The organism is Chromobacterium sp. Ag138, assembly GCF_055181315.1.
The window spans coordinates 2,086,103-2,099,434 of the sequence record NZ_JBUPWA010000001.1 but is presented as its reverse complement, the minus strand read 5'-3'; the positions used below and the strand labels follow the sequence as shown (position 1 = coordinate 2,099,434).

16 protein-coding genes are annotated in these 13,332 nt (G+C 64.1%); 12 read left to right on the top strand and 4 right to left on the bottom strand.

From position 1 onward, the window contains the following. Nucleotides 1-36 precede the first annotated feature (36 nt). Both ACY3GB_RS09640 and ACY3GB_RS09635 read right to left on the bottom strand, forming a co-directional pair. Nucleotides 37-192 carry a hypothetical protein gene (locus tag ACY3GB_RS09640; protein ID WP_463088529.1) on the bottom strand — a complete coding sequence of 52 codons (156 nt, stop codon included), beginning with the start codon at nt 190-192 and terminating at the stop codon, nt 37-39. A 76-nt stretch (nt 193-268) separates the two neighbouring features. Further along, complete coding sequence (locus ACY3GB_RS09635) at nt 269-1,330, bottom strand: patatin-like phospholipase family protein (RefSeq protein ID WP_463088528.1); 1,062 nt, start codon at nt 1,328-1,330, stop codon at nt 269-271. Nucleotides 1,331-1,612: 282 nt separating this feature from the next. Here ACY3GB_RS09635 and ACY3GB_RS09630 point away from each other — a divergent pair, with 282 nt between their 5' ends. From ACY3GB_RS09630 to ACY3GB_RS09615, 4 genes are read left to right on the top strand one after another with little or no spacing between them, the layout of a single operon-like run. Further along, the gene (locus ACY3GB_RS09630; protein ID WP_021478747.1) at nt 1,613-1,954 is read left to right on the top strand and encodes a PadR family transcriptional regulator; all 342 of its coding nucleotides are present in this window, start codon (nt 1,613-1,615) and stop codon (nt 1,952-1,954) included. Beyond that, complete coding sequence (locus ACY3GB_RS09625; RefSeq protein WP_463088527.1) at nt 1,951-3,057, top strand: DUF1700 domain-containing protein; 1,107 nt, start codon at nt 1,951-1,953, stop codon at nt 3,055-3,057. Before ACY3GB_RS09630 ends, ACY3GB_RS09625 begins: the two co-directional genes overlap by 4 nt. Before the next feature lie 29 nt (nt 3,058-3,086). Further along, entirely contained in the window at nt 3,087-3,365 is a 279-nt protein-coding gene (locus ACY3GB_RS09620) for a hypothetical protein (protein WP_463088526.1), read from the top strand. A gap of 22 nt (nt 3,366-3,387) precedes the next feature. Next, nucleotides 3,388-4,149, top strand: a complete 762-nt coding sequence (locus ACY3GB_RS09615; RefSeq protein ID WP_463088525.1) for a hypothetical protein — start codon at nt 3,388-3,390, stop codon at nt 4,147-4,149. 123 nt (nt 4,150-4,272) lie between these two features. Here ACY3GB_RS09615 and ACY3GB_RS09610 read toward each other — a convergent pair whose 3' ends face one another. Together ACY3GB_RS09610 and ACY3GB_RS09605 are read right to left on the bottom strand one after the other, a co-directional pair. Beyond that, the gene (locus ACY3GB_RS09610) at nt 4,273-4,830 is read right to left on the bottom strand and encodes an adenine phosphoribosyltransferase (protein WP_021478751.1); all 558 of its coding nucleotides are present in this window, start codon (nt 4,828-4,830) and stop codon (nt 4,273-4,275) included. Nucleotides 4,831-4,937: 107 nt separating this feature from the next. After that, the gene (locus ACY3GB_RS09605) at nt 4,938-6,236 is read right to left on the bottom strand and encodes an NCS2 family permease (protein WP_463088524.1); all 1,299 of its coding nucleotides are present in this window, start codon (nt 6,234-6,236) and stop codon (nt 4,938-4,940) included. Between the two features lie 163 nt (nt 6,237-6,399). On the opposite strand from ACY3GB_RS09605, the gene gmk reads away from it, so the two are divergent. The 8 genes from gmk (at nt 6,400) to dnaG (ending at nt 13,300) form a co-directional block, all read left to right on the top strand. Further along, nucleotides 6,400-7,032: a guanylate kinase gene (gmk, locus tag ACY3GB_RS09600; protein WP_463088523.1), complete on the top strand. Its 633-nt coding sequence runs from the start codon at nt 6,400-6,402 to the stop codon at nt 7,030-7,032. A gap of 82 nt (nt 7,033-7,114) precedes the next feature. Next, on the top strand, nt 7,115-7,321 hold the full coding sequence (gene rpoZ, locus ACY3GB_RS09595) for a DNA-directed RNA polymerase subunit omega (RefSeq protein WP_463088522.1): 207 nt from the start codon (nt 7,115-7,117) through the stop codon (nt 7,319-7,321). A gap of 23 nt (nt 7,322-7,344) precedes the next feature. Continuing rightward, entirely contained in the window at nt 7,345-9,501 is a 2,157-nt protein-coding gene (locus tag ACY3GB_RS09590) for a RelA/SpoT family protein (protein ID WP_046155548.1), read from the top strand. Between the two features lie 5 nt (nt 9,502-9,506). Further along, a complete protein-coding gene (gene thiS / locus ACY3GB_RS09585) occupies nt 9,507-9,707 on the top strand; it encodes a sulfur carrier protein ThiS (protein ID WP_021478756.1) in 201 nt (66 codons plus the stop codon). A gap of 42 nt (nt 9,708-9,749) precedes the next feature. Continuing rightward, nucleotides 9,750-10,550: a thiazole synthase gene (locus tag ACY3GB_RS09580; RefSeq protein ID WP_463088521.1), complete on the top strand. Its 801-nt coding sequence runs from the start codon at nt 9,750-9,752 to the stop codon at nt 10,548-10,550. Nucleotides 10,551-10,713: 163 nt separating this feature from the next. Beyond that, entirely contained in the window at nt 10,714-10,926 is a 213-nt protein-coding gene (rpsU, locus tag ACY3GB_RS09575; RefSeq protein WP_021478758.1) for a 30S ribosomal protein S21, read from the top strand. 110 nt (nt 10,927-11,036) lie between these two features. Next, the gene (locus tag ACY3GB_RS09570; protein ID WP_463088520.1) at nt 11,037-11,483 is read left to right on the top strand and encodes a GatB/YqeY domain-containing protein; all 447 of its coding nucleotides are present in this window, start codon (nt 11,037-11,039) and stop codon (nt 11,481-11,483) included. A 17-nt stretch (nt 11,484-11,500) separates the two neighbouring features. Next, nucleotides 11,501-13,300 (top strand): DNA primase, encoded by a 1,800-nt coding sequence (gene dnaG / locus ACY3GB_RS09565; RefSeq protein ID WP_463088519.1) that lies wholly within the window; start codon nt 11,501-11,503, stop codon nt 13,298-13,300. The last annotated feature ends 32 nt before the right edge of the window (nt 13,301-13,332 follow it).

The following is a 13,332-nucleotide window of genomic DNA, read 5'->3' as shown; positions in this document are numbered from 1 at the left end:
GCCGATGGCAGCCCTTTTTGATGTCGGCGGCGGGTCTTATTCCGACTTCAACTGGCGGATCAGATCCTCCAGCTCGGCCGGGTCGGGCGGCAGGCCGTCGCGATCCGGCGCGGAATCGGCGCCCGGCGCTTTGACATTGCCCTGCGTGGCGGCGTCGGTGATCTGGTCGTTCACTGCTGCGGGGTGCGCCATGGCCGGTCTCCTTGGTTCAAGTGGCGGGGTGGAATTCCAGATTAGCCGTCTGTCCGGCGGACGGGAATGGTTGCAACTACGCAGTCATTTGCAAGGACTCCTTCAGGCCCAGTTCGCGCGCGTGGCGCTGCGCCAGCTCCTGGCCGGCGAGATAGCCGGCGTCGTACAGCCGCGACAGATTGGAGTAGGACCAGTCCAGTTCCTCGCGGAAGCCTTCCCGGCGGATGTGGGCGTCGAAATTGATTTTCAGCACCTCGGTGCGCGGGCGGCCCTGCTCGTCGCGGTTGTGCAGCGCCTCGAACAGGCGCAGGTCGTCGCGGGCGATGGCCGTCAGCGGCGCGATGATGGATTGCACCCAGGCGTCGTAGAGATTGCGCGGCGGATGCAGCAGCTTGCTGCTGCCCAGCACGTCGAACACGATGGTGTAGTCGATGTGGGGATGCAGCTCGAACAGCCGCTTGAAGTTCAGCGTGTCTATCGCCGCGCCTTCGATGTAATAGTCGTTGCCCAGCTTGTACGGCGGGTAGATGAAGGGAAAGGACAGCGCGGCGAGGAAATGCTCGTGGGTGACTTCGCGCTTGTCCCAGCAGCGCATTTCTCCCTGGCTGACGTTGTAGGCGTTCAGGTAGAACTCGCCCGGCAGCGACTGCAGCTTGGAAAAATCCACTACCTGATCAATGAAGGGCACGTGCGCGCACAGGCCCTGGCTATCGGAGGTGAGGCCGCTGGGGCACAACGCGGCCAGCGCGAGCGAGGTCCAGTCGGCGAACAGGCGATGGGCCGGGCTGCTGTCGGCCTGCCGCTGTATCGCCTGCAAAAAGGGATTGTTCGACAGCAGCGAGCGCCAGGCGTCGGCCAGCGGGCCGGGCTTGTTGAATACCTTGTAGTTGACCGGGAACAGGCTGTAGATCCGGTCGGACACGCCCATGTCGGCCAGCCGGGACAACGCCGCCACGGCGTCGCCCTGGCGTGGGGCCGCGTACAGCAGGCCGACGATGGCGCCGGCGCCGGAGGCGGAAATGATGTCGAACTTGACGCCGGCTTCGGTCAGCGCGACCAGGGCGCCGGCCATCAGCGTGGCGTTGGGCGCGCCGCCGCCCAGCACCAGCGCGATCGAGGGACGTTTGAATTGTGCCATCGCATGCTTCTCCATCGTGGATTGCCATAGGGAAATGCCGCTGGAAAATACAAATGCATGCTGAAGTATGGCCGGAAAACCGTATTTTGCAACGCAGCATGCAGAGGCGCCGCTGTGGCGGAAAAGACGCATTCCCGATGTCATGACGCAGAACAATGAAAGATACCTTGCGATACAAGGTATCTTGCCATACAGTTCACTCAGACATCCGGGTGCAGCAGTTTACCGATGTTACTTGTAATGCAAGGTATCGTGTATTGCCAGTCGGTGAGGAAGGCAACAATGAAGACGCAATTGAAAAAAGGCACGCTGGACATGTGCGTGCTGGCGGCGCTGTCCCAGGCCGACAGCTATGCCTACGAGCTGGTCAGCAAGCTGTCGCAGGGCATGGACATCAGCGAAGGCACCATCTATCCGCTGATGCGCAGGCTGCAGAACGAATCGTGGGTGAGCACCTATCTGGTGGAATCGTCGTCGGGCCCATCGCGCAAGTACTACAAGCTGACCGAGGCGGGCAGGCGCGAGCTGGAGACGATGCGGCGGGAATGGCAGGAGTTTGTGGCCGAAGTGGAAAACGTGCTGCGGGGCGGCCCGGCGGCAGCGACAGAGGGAGCGCAACAATGACACGCAAGGAATTCCTGAGGCAGCTGGAGCAAGCGCTGTCCGGCCTGAAGCCGGAGGCGGTGCGCGAAATCCTCGCCGATTACGACGAGTATTTCAGCGACGCGCAGGCCGATGGCCGCGACGAGGCCGAGGTGGTGGAGGCGCTGGGCAGCCCGCAGAAGCTGGCGCGGGAGCTGAAGGCGCAAACCCATTACCGGCAATGGCAGGAGCACCGCTCCTTCGCCAACCTGACGCGGGTGGTGGCGTCGATCGCGGGGCTGGGCGTGCTGAATTTCATCCTGGCCATCCCCTTGCTGGTCTATCTGCTGCTTCTGACCGTGGGCTACATCGCGTCGGCCGGCTTCCTGTTGTCGGGGCTGGCGGTGGTATTGGCCTGGGGCAGCCACAGCCTGTTCGGCTGGCCGCAGTTCACCAGCGACGGCTCCGGCTGGTATATCGGCCGCTACGGCGACAGCGGCGCCGAAATGGCCTGGCGCACCCAGATGGACGACCACGCCGGACAGGTCTGGATCGACAAGGGCCTGCTGATGCTGGAGCCGGACGACGGCGACCGCTTCGAGCTCAAGACCAGCCAGGGCGCCTTGCTGCTGGTGTCCAAGTCTGGCGGCAAGCTGACGGTCGACGCCAGCCAGCCGGCGACGCGCGAACTGGCGCGGATCGATGACGGCCAGGTCAGCATCGACGGCGGCGCGATCCGCGAGCTGAAGCTGCGCGAGGATAGCGGCGACGTATTCACCGCCAGGGTCGACGACGGCAAGCGCCTGGAGACGCTGGACGTGTCCGCCGGCGGGACCGTGCTGAAACTGGTGGCCAGCGGCCCGAACGGCAGCATCTCGCTGAAGGATGGCGACAGCACGCTGGAGATTTCCGAACGCAGCATCGAATTGAAGGACGGCATGGACCATATCCAGATCGATGCGCTGCCGGGCCTGTCGGTAGGCATGAGCGCGCTGGTGGTGGGGCTGATGCTGCTGCTGGGCGGCTCGCTGGGGCTGGTGTTCTGCGTGTGGCTGACCCGGCTGACCTGGCGCGCGCTGGTGGCTTACGTCAAGTATCAGATTGAACTGGTGTCCGGCAAGGGCGGCGAAAACGCCGCGGCCTGAACCTCAAACTTGCGATGGGAGTATGGATCATGAAGAACGATGCCTGCCTGCAACAGTTGCAACTGACCCTGGTCGAATTGCCGGAAGCCGAATTGCGCAAGATCCTCCGCGATTATCGCGGCTATATCCGCGGCGCGGTGGCCGACCGCGCCAGCGAAAGCCGCTTGCTGGCCGTGCTGGCCGATACCCGCCAACTGGCCGCCGGCCTTTCGCGCCGATCCGGCCGGGAGAGGCTGGCCACCCATGGCCTGGCGCTGGCCGCCGCGCTGGCGGCCACGCTGGCCTGCTACTGGCTGTTCCTGAATTGAAACGCTTGCGGAGGAAACCGAGATGAACATCGTCAAGATTGGCTGCGGGCTGTTGCTGCTGGGCAGCGCGGCCGCGCGGGCGGAGGACGCCGCCGCCATCGACAGGCTGAATTTCAACGGCGACGCGCTGAAGCTGGAGCTGAGCGCCGACGCCGCCAGGCCCTACAAGCTGGATGTGGAGAAGCGCAACTGGTCTGACGCCGACTGCAAGCTGACGGTGACTCGAATGGGAGGAGACTTGACCTTCCAGGTCAAGCTGAACAAGCCGGTCGGCGACCGCTGCAAGCTGACGGTCCGCGGCAACGTCAAGCCCGGCAAGCAGGTGGGCGTGGATATGCGGGCGTTCGACGGCGACCTGAACGGACGCTTCGCCTCGGTGCAGATGCGCGGACTGGCGCTGAAAGTGGATCTGAAGGGCGCTTACGGCGCGGTGGCGCTGAGTGGCGACGCGATCAAGGCCGAGGTGGACGCCAGCGTCGATGACCTGAAGGCCAAGGGCCAGGCGTTGAATCTGGAGTTCGACGGCGCGACGCGCGGCGTGGCGCTGGAAGGGCAGGCGGTGAAGGCCGACCTCAAGCTGCGCGGCGCGCAGCCGGCGGCCAGCGTCGACGTCAAAGGCCAGATGGTGAATCTGGATTTCCATGCCGACCGGCAGGCCAAGCTGGATTATCAGGTCAGCGGGCAGGCCGGCAAGGTCAGCGGCGACTGGGCCAACACGCCCGGCGCGCCGCTGAGGCTGAGAGTGGGCGGTTCGGCGGTGAAGGTGTCGCTGGAACGCAACTGATAGCAGAATGACTCCGTGTCCCTTTGCCCGGCAAGCCCGCCGGGCTTTTTTCGTCGCGCCATGAAAAACGGAGCCGTCGGCTCCGTTTTCAACATGCGCGGTCGCGAATCGCGCTCGCCGCGCTCAATGGCCTTCGTAGCTGCAGACGGTGAACAGATCCAGGCCGCCGTCGCGCACCAGCTGGCCGCCGCCCAATTCCGGCAGTTCGATGATGGCCGCGGCTTCCAGCACGTCGGCGCCCATGCGCTTGAGCAGCTTGTAGCCGGCCATCATGGTGCCGCCGGTGGCGACCAAGTCGTCGATCAGGATCACGCGGTCGCCCGGCTTGCAGGCGTCGGTGTGCATTTCCACCGCGGCGTTGCCGTATTCCAGTTCGTATTCTTCTTCCACCGTGGTGAACGGCAGCTTGCCCTTCTTGCGGATCGGCACGAAGCCGACATTCAGCTCATAGGCCAGCACCGAGCCGATGATGAAGCCGCGCGCGTCCAGGCCCGCCACCAGATCCACCTTTTCCATCATGTAGCGATGGACGTAGATGTCGATCAGCATGCGGAAGGTTTTCGGGTTCTGCAGCAGCGGGGTGATGTCGCGGAACATCACGCCCTGTTGCGGCCAGTTGGGCACGGTGCGGATCCAGCCCTTCAGGTAGCTGGAGTAGTCGAGGTTGCTGAGGTTTTCCATGGGCCTATTGTACTTCGAAATCAAGAGACTGTGCCGACTGGCGTCGGTCAGAAAAAAAACGGCCCGCCGCGAGCGGCAGGCCGTCGGATGAGCCGATTATTGTGCGTTCAGTGGAAGAAAGCCAGCTTGAAGATCCACAGCGCGGCGATGATCACCACCGCCGGGCGCAGGTCGGAGAAGCGGCCGGCCAGAATCTTGATCACCGCGTAGCTGATGAAGCCGAAGGCGATGCCGTCGGCGATGGAGAAGGTGAACGGCATCGCCAGCGCGGTCATCACCGCCGGGGCGGATTCGGTCAGGTCGTTCCATTCGATTTCGGCCAGGCCCCGCGCCATCAGCACGGCGACGTAGCACAACGCCGGCGCGGTGGCGTAGGCCGGCACGGTGGCGGCCAGCGGTGACAGCCACAGCGCGGCCAGGAACAGCAGCGCCACCACCACGGCGGTCAGGCCGGTGCGGCCGCCGACGGCGGTGCCGGCGGCGGATTCGATGTAGGCGGTGGTGGACGAGGTGCCCATCGCGGCGCCGGCGGTGATGGCGATGGAGTCGGCCATCAGCGCGCGCTTCAGGCGCGGCAGCTTGCCGTCCTTGTCCAAAAGGCCAGCGCGGTGCGACACGCCGACCAGGGTGCCGGTGGTGTCGAACAGGTCGACGAAGAAGAACACGAAGATCACGCCGATCAGGCCGGCGTGCAGCGCGCCCTGGATGTCCATCGCCATGAAGGTGGGGGCCATGCTCGGCACCGGGGCGACGATGCCCTTGAACGGGGACAGGCCGAGCGCGATCGACAGCACCGTCACCACCAGGATGCCGATGATGATGGAGCCGGGCACCTTGCGGTATTCCAGCGCCACGATCAGGAAGAAGCCGAAGATGGACAGCAGCGCGGTGGGCTTGTGGATGTCGCCCAGCGTCAGATAGGTTTCCGGGTGCGGCGCGATCACGCCGGCATTCTTCAGCGCGATGATGGCGAGAAACATGCCGACGCCGGCCGAGATGGCGAACTTCAGCGACTGCGGAATCGCGTTGACGATGGCCTCCCGCACCTTGAACAGGCTGACCGCCAGGAACACGATGCCGGAAATGAACACCGCGCCCAGCGCGGTTTCCCACGACAGGCCCATGCCCTTGACCACGCTGAAGGTGAAGTAGGCGTTCAGGCCCATGCCGGGCGCCAGCGCGATCGGGTAGTTGGCCACCAGGCCCATGATGGCGGTGCCCAGCGCGGCGGCCAGGCAGGTGGCGACGAAGACCGCGTTCAGGTCCATGCCGGTGGAGGACAGGATCAGCGGGTTGACCAGGATGATGTAGGCCATGGTCAAGAAGGTGGTGAAGCCGGCTATCACCTCGGTTTTGACCGTGGTGCCGTGCTCCTTGAGCTTGAAAAAGCTTTCCAGCAGTTGCATGAAGAATGACTCCGGGCGGATCGCGAGAGTTCGGAAAACGCGGCATTATCGGCCTCTAGGCGCTCAAACACCTAAATCTTGACGTGAAAATATGTCATTGCTTAACAATGGCGGTCTCGCTGTGATATCCTGAAAAATTACTCTTCGGCAAACGTTTGTATTTATGAGCCAGCTTATCGGGAACATTTACATCGTGGTCGCGCCGTCCGGCGCTGGCAAGACTTCGCTGGTGGCGGCCTTGCTGCAGGCCGAACCCAGCGTCGAGCTGTCGGTGTCCTACAGCACCCGCGCGGCGCGCAAGGGCGAGGTCGACGGCAAGCACTATCACTTCGTCGACCGCTCGGTGTTCGACGCCATGGTGGAGCGCGGCGACTTCCTCGAGCACGCCGAGGTGTATGGCAACTGCTACGGCACCAGCGCGCCGTGGATACGCGGCCGCCTGGAAGCCGGCAAGGACATCCTGCTGGAAATCGACTGGCAGGGCGCCGAACAGGTGCGCGCCGTATTTCCCGACGCCATCGGCATCTTCATCGCGCCGCCGTCGATCGAGGAGCTGGAGCGCCGCCTGCGCGGCCGCGACACCGACACCGAAGAGGTGATTCTGCGCCGGCTGGCCTCGGCCCGCGCCGAGATCGACAAGATCGCCGAGTACGACTACATCGTGGTCAACGACGATTTCGAGCGCGCCAAGCTGGACCTGATCAGCATCGTGCGCGCGCAGCGCCTGAAGAGCGGCCCGCAGCGCCGCCGCCTGGCCGACATGTTCCGCCGCATGGGCACCGCCGGCGCGAAATGAAAATAGTTCCGTCCCGCTGTGCCGGATGGGACGAAAATCGATATAGTGATCCCTGTAACCGTCATTTTAGCTGAGAGAAACCATGGCCCGTATTACTGTTGACGACTGCCTGGACCGCATCCAGAACCGTTTTGACCTGACCCTGGCCGCCGCCTACCGCGCCCGCCAGGTGGCCTCCGGCGCCAGCGCCTTCGTGGAGCCGGGCCGCCACAAGCCGACCGTGATCGCCCTGCGTGAAATCGCCGCCGGCCACGTCGGCAAGGAACTCCTCAACCGCGGCAAGGCCTGATTGACGCAGCGCGGAGCGTGAAGATGGGCACCGGCATTGAGACAGGCATCGACTACAACGCCCTGATCGACTCTGAAGCGGCGGCGTTCCTGGAGAGCGCCGCGCGCTACCTCAAGCCGGAAGACGTCGAGATGCTCAGGCTGGCCTTTCAGGTCAGCCGCGAGGCGCACGAAGGGCAGACCCGCAAGAGCGGCGAGCCCTACATCACCCATCCGCTGGCGGTGGCCACCATGCTCACCGACTGGCGCTTGGACGTGCAGGGCCTGGCCGCCGCGCTGTTGCACGATGTGCTGGAAGACACCGGCGTAACCAAGCCGACGTTGATCGAGAAGTTCGGCAAGATCGTCGCCGACCTGGTGGACGGCCTGTCCAAGCTGGAGCGGCTGGAATACCAGACCAAGGAAGACGCCCAGGCCGAAAGCTTCCGCAAGATGGTGCTGGCGATGGCGCGCGACATCCGCGTCATCATCGTCAAGCTGGCCGACCGGCTGCACAATATGCGCACGCTGGACTCGATGCGCGAGGACAAGCGCCGCCGCATCGCGCTGGAAACCCTGGAAATCTACGCGCCGATCGCAAACCGCATCGGCCTGAACAAGGTCTACCGCGAGCTGCAGGACCTGGCGTTCAAGCATCTGCACCCGCACCGCTACAGCGTGTTGTCCAAGGCGGTGCGCGCCGCGCGCGGCAATCGCCGCGAAGTGGTCAACAAGATTCTGCTGGCCGTCAGCCAGCGGCTGGTGCAGAGCAATATCGAGGCCACCATCAAGGGCCGCGAGAAAAACCTCTACAGCATCTACAAGAAGATGCAGGAAAAGCACCTGTCCTTCTCCGAGGTGCTGGACATCTACGGCTTCCGCGTCGTCGTCAACGACATCCCGGCCTGCTATCTGGCGCTGGGCGCGCTGCACAGCCTGTACAAGCCTATTCCTGGCAAATTCAAGGATTACATCGCCATTCCCAAGGGCAATGGCTACCAGAGCCTGCACACCACGCTGTTCGGCCCCTACGGCACGCCGGTGGAGATGCAGATTCGCACCCGCGAGATGCACAACGTGGCCGAGGCCGGCGTGGCCTCGCACTGGATGTACAAGAGCGGCGAGGGCGTCAACACCGCGCAGCAGCGCACGCACCAGTGGCTGCAGAAGCTCTTGGACATGCAGGAGGAGAGCGACGACGCCGTCGAGTTCCTCGAGCACATCAAGATCGACCTGTTCCCGGACGAGGTCTACGTGTTCACGCCCAAGGGCAAGATCATGGTGTTGCCGCAAGGCTCCACCCCGGTGGACTTTGCCTACGCGGTGCACACCGACGTCGGCCATCGCTGCATCGCCGCCCGCGTCAATCACGCGTTGGTGCCGCTGCGCTCCGCCTTGCGCAACGGCGACACCGTCGAGATCATCACCTCCACCCAGGCCAAGCCCAATCCGTCGTGGCTGGCCTTCGTGCAGAGCGGCCGCGCCCGCTCCGGCATCCGCAACTACCTGAAGAGCCTGCAGCGCGAAGAGGCGGTGGCGCTGGGCGAGAAACTGCTCAGGCAGGCGGTGGGCGCGCTGGCGTCGACGCCGCTGGCGGTCAGCGACGAGCTGCGCGCCGAGTATCTCGCCGCCTACGGCGAGAAGATGCATGGTTTCGACGACGCGCTGGCCGAGATCGGCGCCGGCAAGCTGCTTCCCATCGTGGTGGCGCGCCGGATGCTGGAGCTGGCCGGCGAGCGGCTGGGCGAGGGCGTGCGCGTCGGTCCGATCACCATCCGCGGCAACGAGGCCGGCATGGTGCAGCTGTCCAGCTGCTGCAACCCGCTGCCCGGCGACGACATCCTGGGGGTGATCACCAAGGGCCAGGGCCTGGTGATACACCGGGTCAGCTGTCCGAACGCGCGCCGCGCCGATCCGGACAAGCTGCTGGAGGTCAACTGGGAGGCGCAGCGCGACCGGATGTTCGGGGTCACCGTCGGCGTGTTGTCGCGCAACGAGCGCGGCGCGCTGGCCGACATCGCCACCGCGATCTCGCAAGCCTCTGCCAATATCGAAAGCGCCGACACGCAGGACAGCAGCCGCGACGGCGACAGCCTGTTCAATATCCACTTCCGCCTGCAGGTGGAGGGCGTGGAACACCTGGAACGCGTGCTCGCGGCCGTTCGCCAACTGGCGGTGGTGCAGCGCGTGGAGAGAAAGTGAGCCAAATGAATCTACGCATCAATGGCGAAGACAGAAGCTTCGCCGGCATCGCCACGTTCGCGGAACTGGTCGCCGCGCTGGATCTGGCCGGCAAGCGCATCGCGATCGAGCGCAACGGCGAGATCGTGCCTCGCGGCAGCTTCGCCGAGGCGAGGCTGGCCGACGGCGACGAACTGGAAATCGTGGTGGCGGTCGGCGGCGGCTGAGTCCGTTCTCCTGCCGCTCTGACGTCAATGGAAGAAAAGGGAATGCAGGTGGACGATAAACTGGTGATAGCCGGCCGAGAGTACGGTTCTCGCTTGCTGGTGGGGACCGGCAAATACAAGGATTTCGAGCAGACCGCGGCGGCGCTGGATATCTCCGGCACCGAAATCGTCACGGCGGCGATACGGCGTGTGAACCTGGGGCAGCACGCTAACGAGCCGAATTTGCTGGACTTTTTGCCGCAAAACCGGTATAACCTCCTGCCCAACACGGCGGGATGCTATTCCGCCGAAGACGCCGTGCGCACCTTGCGGCTGGCGCGGGAGCTTCTCGACGACCATCGTTTCGTGAAGCTGGAAGTGCTGGGGGACCCGAACAATCTGTACCCCAATGTGAAGGAAACCCTCAAGGCTGCCGAGGTGCTGGTGGCGGAGGGATTCGATGTCTTGGTTTATACCTCGGACGACCCCATCGTCGCGCGCGAGCTGGAGCAGATCGGCTGCTGCGCGATCATGCCGCTGGCCAGCCTGATCGGCTCGGGCATGGGGATCTTGAATCCGTGGAACCTGCAATTGATCATCGAGCAGTCCAATGTTCCCGTGATCGTGGATGCCGGCGTCGGCACCGCGTCCGACGCGGCGATAGCGATGGAATTGGGCTGCGACGGCGTGCTGATGAATACCGCGATTGCCGCTGCGCGCAATCCGGTTCAAATGGCGCACGCCATGAAATTGGCCGTGGAAGCTGGCCGCGCCGCGTATCTCGCCGGCCGGATGCCGAAACGTTTTTATAGTGCAGTGCCAAGTTCTCCTAGTGAGGGGGTGATTTCTTCCGTCAAGTCGTGATGTTCATGGCCCAGGCTGGCCGCGCCAAACCGCGCAAAACACCACAAGATGACCTGACGTTGTCGTTTCAGACTTTTACAAATGCAGTAACATTGCTAAAATGCTGTTTTTACAGGCGGCGGCTTTAGCCACGCCCTAAAGAAATCTAAGGACCCTTAAGTAAATGCCGACTATTCGCGTTAAAGAGAACGAACCGTTTGAAGTTGCCCTGCGTCGCTTCAAGCGCTCCGTGGAAAAAACTGGCCTGCTGACCGAACTGCGCGCTCGCGAGTTCTACGAGAAGCCGACCACCGAGCGCAAGCGCAAGCACGCTGCCGCGGTTAAGCGCCACTACAAGCGCATCCGCAGCCAAATGCTGCCGCCGAAACTCTACTAAGAGTTTTCCGGCATCAAGCAGGACCGCAGGCCATGCCTGCGGTTTTGCCATTTGTACTCCCGAATTTCCCCCGCTGCCCGCGCAGCGCCTGATTGCCAAGTGAGCACGACATGAGCCTCAGAGTTCGCATCACCGACGACATGAAGTCCGCCATGAAAGCCAAGGAAGCCGACAAGCTGGCCGCGATCCGCCTGCTGTTGGCCGCCATCAAGCAGAAAGAGGTGGACGAGCGCATCGAACTGGACGACGCCGGCGTCATCGCCGTCATCGACAAGATGATCAAGCAGCGTCGTGACTCCATCTCCCAGTATCAGGCCGCCCAGCGCCAGGATCTGGTCGACAAGGAACAGGCCGAGATGGACGTGCTGATGGGCTATATGCCGCAGCAGCTGTCCCAGGCCGAGATCGAGGCGCTGATCGCCAAGGCGGTGGCCGACACCGGCGCCGCCGGCATGCAGGACATGGGCAAGGTGATGGGCGCGCTGCGTCCGCAATTGGCCGGCCGCGCCGACATGGCGCAGGTATCCGCGCTGATCAAGGCAAAGCTGAGCGCCTGACGCCCGGGTAGCAGGATTTGATTCCGCAGGATTTCATCGACCAGCTGCTGTCCCGCGTCGACATCGTCGACGTGGTGGACCGCTATGTTCCGCTGAAGCGGGGCGGGCAGAACTATATGGCCTGCTGCCCCTTTCACAAGGAAAAATCGCCCTCATTTACGGTAAGCCCCAGCAAGCAGTTCTACCACTGCTTCGGTTGCGGCGCGCACGGCTCGGCCATCGGCTTCGTCATGGAGTATCAGGGCATCGGCTTCATCGACGCGGTCAAGATGCTGGCCGAGGGCATCGGCATGCAGGTGCCGAACGAGCGCAACGTCAATCCGGAGGCCAGCCGCAAGGCGCGCGAGAAGCAGGTCTCGCTGGAGCAGCTGATGCAGCAGGCCAGCGATTTCTACCGCCGCGAGCTGAAGGGCGCGGCCAACGCCGTCGCCTACTGCAAGGGACGGGGGCTGTCCGGCGAGGTCGCCGCCCGCTTCGGCCTGGGCTACGCGCCGGACGGCTGGCAGAACCTGGAGGCCGCGGTCGACAACTACCAGGACGACAAGCTGGTGGAAGCCGGCTTGGTGATCGTGGCCGAGGACAGCGGGCGCCGCTACGACCGTTTCCGCGACCGGCTGATGTTTCCAATCCGCAATCAGCGCGGCGCCATCGTCGGTTTCGGCGGCCGGGTGCTGGGCAAGGGCGAGCCGAAGTACCTGAACTCGCCGGAGACGCCGCTGTTCGAGAAGGGCCGCGAGCTGTACGGCCTGTACGAGGCGCGGCAGGCGATACGGGATAAGAACCGGGTTCTGGTGGTCGAAGGCTATATGGACGTGGTGGCGCTGGCGCAATACGGCGTCGGCTACGCGGTGGCCACGCTGGGCACCGCCACCACCGGCGAGCACGTGCGCAAGCTGCTCAAGCACGCCGAGCAGGTGTATTTCTGCTTCGACGGCGACGCGGCCGGGCAGAAAGCCGCCTGGCGCGCGCTGGAGAACAGCCTGCCGCAGCTGGTGGACGGCAAGGCGCTGAACTTCCTGTTCCTGCCGACCGAGCACGATCCGGACAGCTATGTGCGCGAATTCGGCGCCGATGCGTTTGAGCAGTTGTTGGTTCAGGAAAGCCTGCCGCTGTCGGTGTATTTCACCCGCGAGCTATGCCGCGGCGTCAATCTCGGCACGCCGGAAGGCAAGGCGGATCTGATCCGCCAGGCATCGCCGCTGCTGGCCCAGATCGCGGCGCCGGCGCTGGGCTACATGATACGCAAGCGGCTGGCCGAAATGGCCGGCGTGGACGTCGACGAGCTGGACATGCTCACCGGCGGCGGCAAGCCGCAGCGGTCCGAGCGCGGCAGCCGCGGCGGCGGCAAGCGCGAGTACCGGCTGCCGGCGGAGTCGCAGCGGGTGGTCAACACCACCATGGTCAAGAAGCTGATCAAGTGGTTGCTGATGAACCCGCAATGGGCGGGCGACGTGAAATTGCCGGACAGCCTGGCGCTGTCGGACGAGCTGGGCTGTTTCGCGATGCTGGCCGAGCGGGTGCTGGAGCATGGCGACGCGCCGAACACCGCGCAATTGATCGAAGGGCTGCGCGGCACGCCGTACGAGGGTTTGATCGACGGCGTGCTGCAGCAGGCGATGCAGGATCCGGACGAGTTCGCCGACCCCAGCGACGATGACCGGCAGCTGTTCCAGGACGGCAATGTCAAATTGCTCAAAATGCTGCATGCGGAGCAACTGGAGCGGCTAAAACTGAAGGACCGGCACGAGGGACTGACTCCGGAGGAGAAGGTTCTGATGGGCCAGTTGTTGCGGGAAATGTTCTCGCCGTCGAACTAACGGGTTCGACGGAAAAGTTCAAGTGGTTGTGT

Excerpts from the sequence above, each read along its gene's own strand:
- ACY3GB_RS09640 (WP_463088529.1), bottom strand. The coding sequence starts at position 192 with ATGGCGCACCCCGCAGCAGTGAACGACCAGATCACCGACGCCGCCACG.
- ACY3GB_RS09635 (WP_463088528.1), bottom strand. The coding sequence starts at position 1,330 with ATGGCACAATTCAAACGTCCCTCGATCGCGCTGGTGCTGGGCGGCGGC.
- ACY3GB_RS09630 (WP_021478747.1), top strand. The coding sequence starts at position 1,613 with ATGAAGACGCAATTGAAAAAAGGCACGCTGGACATGTGCGTGCTGGCG.
- ACY3GB_RS09625 (WP_463088527.1), top strand. The coding sequence starts at position 1,951 with ATGACACGCAAGGAATTCCTGAGGCAGCTGGAGCAAGCGCTGTCCGGC.
- ACY3GB_RS09620 (WP_463088526.1), top strand. The coding sequence starts at position 3,087 with ATGAAGAACGATGCCTGCCTGCAACAGTTGCAACTGACCCTGGTCGAA.
- ACY3GB_RS09615 (WP_463088525.1), top strand. The coding sequence starts at position 3,388 with ATGAACATCGTCAAGATTGGCTGCGGGCTGTTGCTGCTGGGCAGCGCG.
- ACY3GB_RS09610 (WP_021478751.1), bottom strand. The coding sequence starts at position 4,830 with ATGGAAAACCTCAGCAACCTCGACTACTCCAGCTACCTGAAGGGCTGG.
- ACY3GB_RS09605 (WP_463088524.1), bottom strand. The coding sequence starts at position 6,236 with ATGCAACTGCTGGAAAGCTTTTTCAAGCTCAAGGAGCACGGCACCACG.
- gmk (WP_463088523.1), top strand. The coding sequence starts at position 6,400 with ATGAGCCAGCTTATCGGGAACATTTACATCGTGGTCGCGCCGTCCGGC.
- rpoZ (WP_463088522.1), top strand. The coding sequence starts at position 7,115 with ATGGCCCGTATTACTGTTGACGACTGCCTGGACCGCATCCAGAACCGT.
- ACY3GB_RS09590 (WP_046155548.1), top strand. The coding sequence starts at position 7,345 with ATGGGCACCGGCATTGAGACAGGCATCGACTACAACGCCCTGATCGAC.
- thiS (WP_021478756.1), top strand. The coding sequence starts at position 9,507 with ATGAATCTACGCATCAATGGCGAAGACAGAAGCTTCGCCGGCATCGCC.
- ACY3GB_RS09580 (WP_463088521.1), top strand. The coding sequence starts at position 9,750 with ATGCAGGTGGACGATAAACTGGTGATAGCCGGCCGAGAGTACGGTTCT.
- rpsU (WP_021478758.1), top strand. The coding sequence starts at position 10,714 with ATGCCGACTATTCGCGTTAAAGAGAACGAACCGTTTGAAGTTGCCCTG.
- ACY3GB_RS09570 (WP_463088520.1), top strand. The coding sequence starts at position 11,037 with ATGAGCCTCAGAGTTCGCATCACCGACGACATGAAGTCCGCCATGAAA.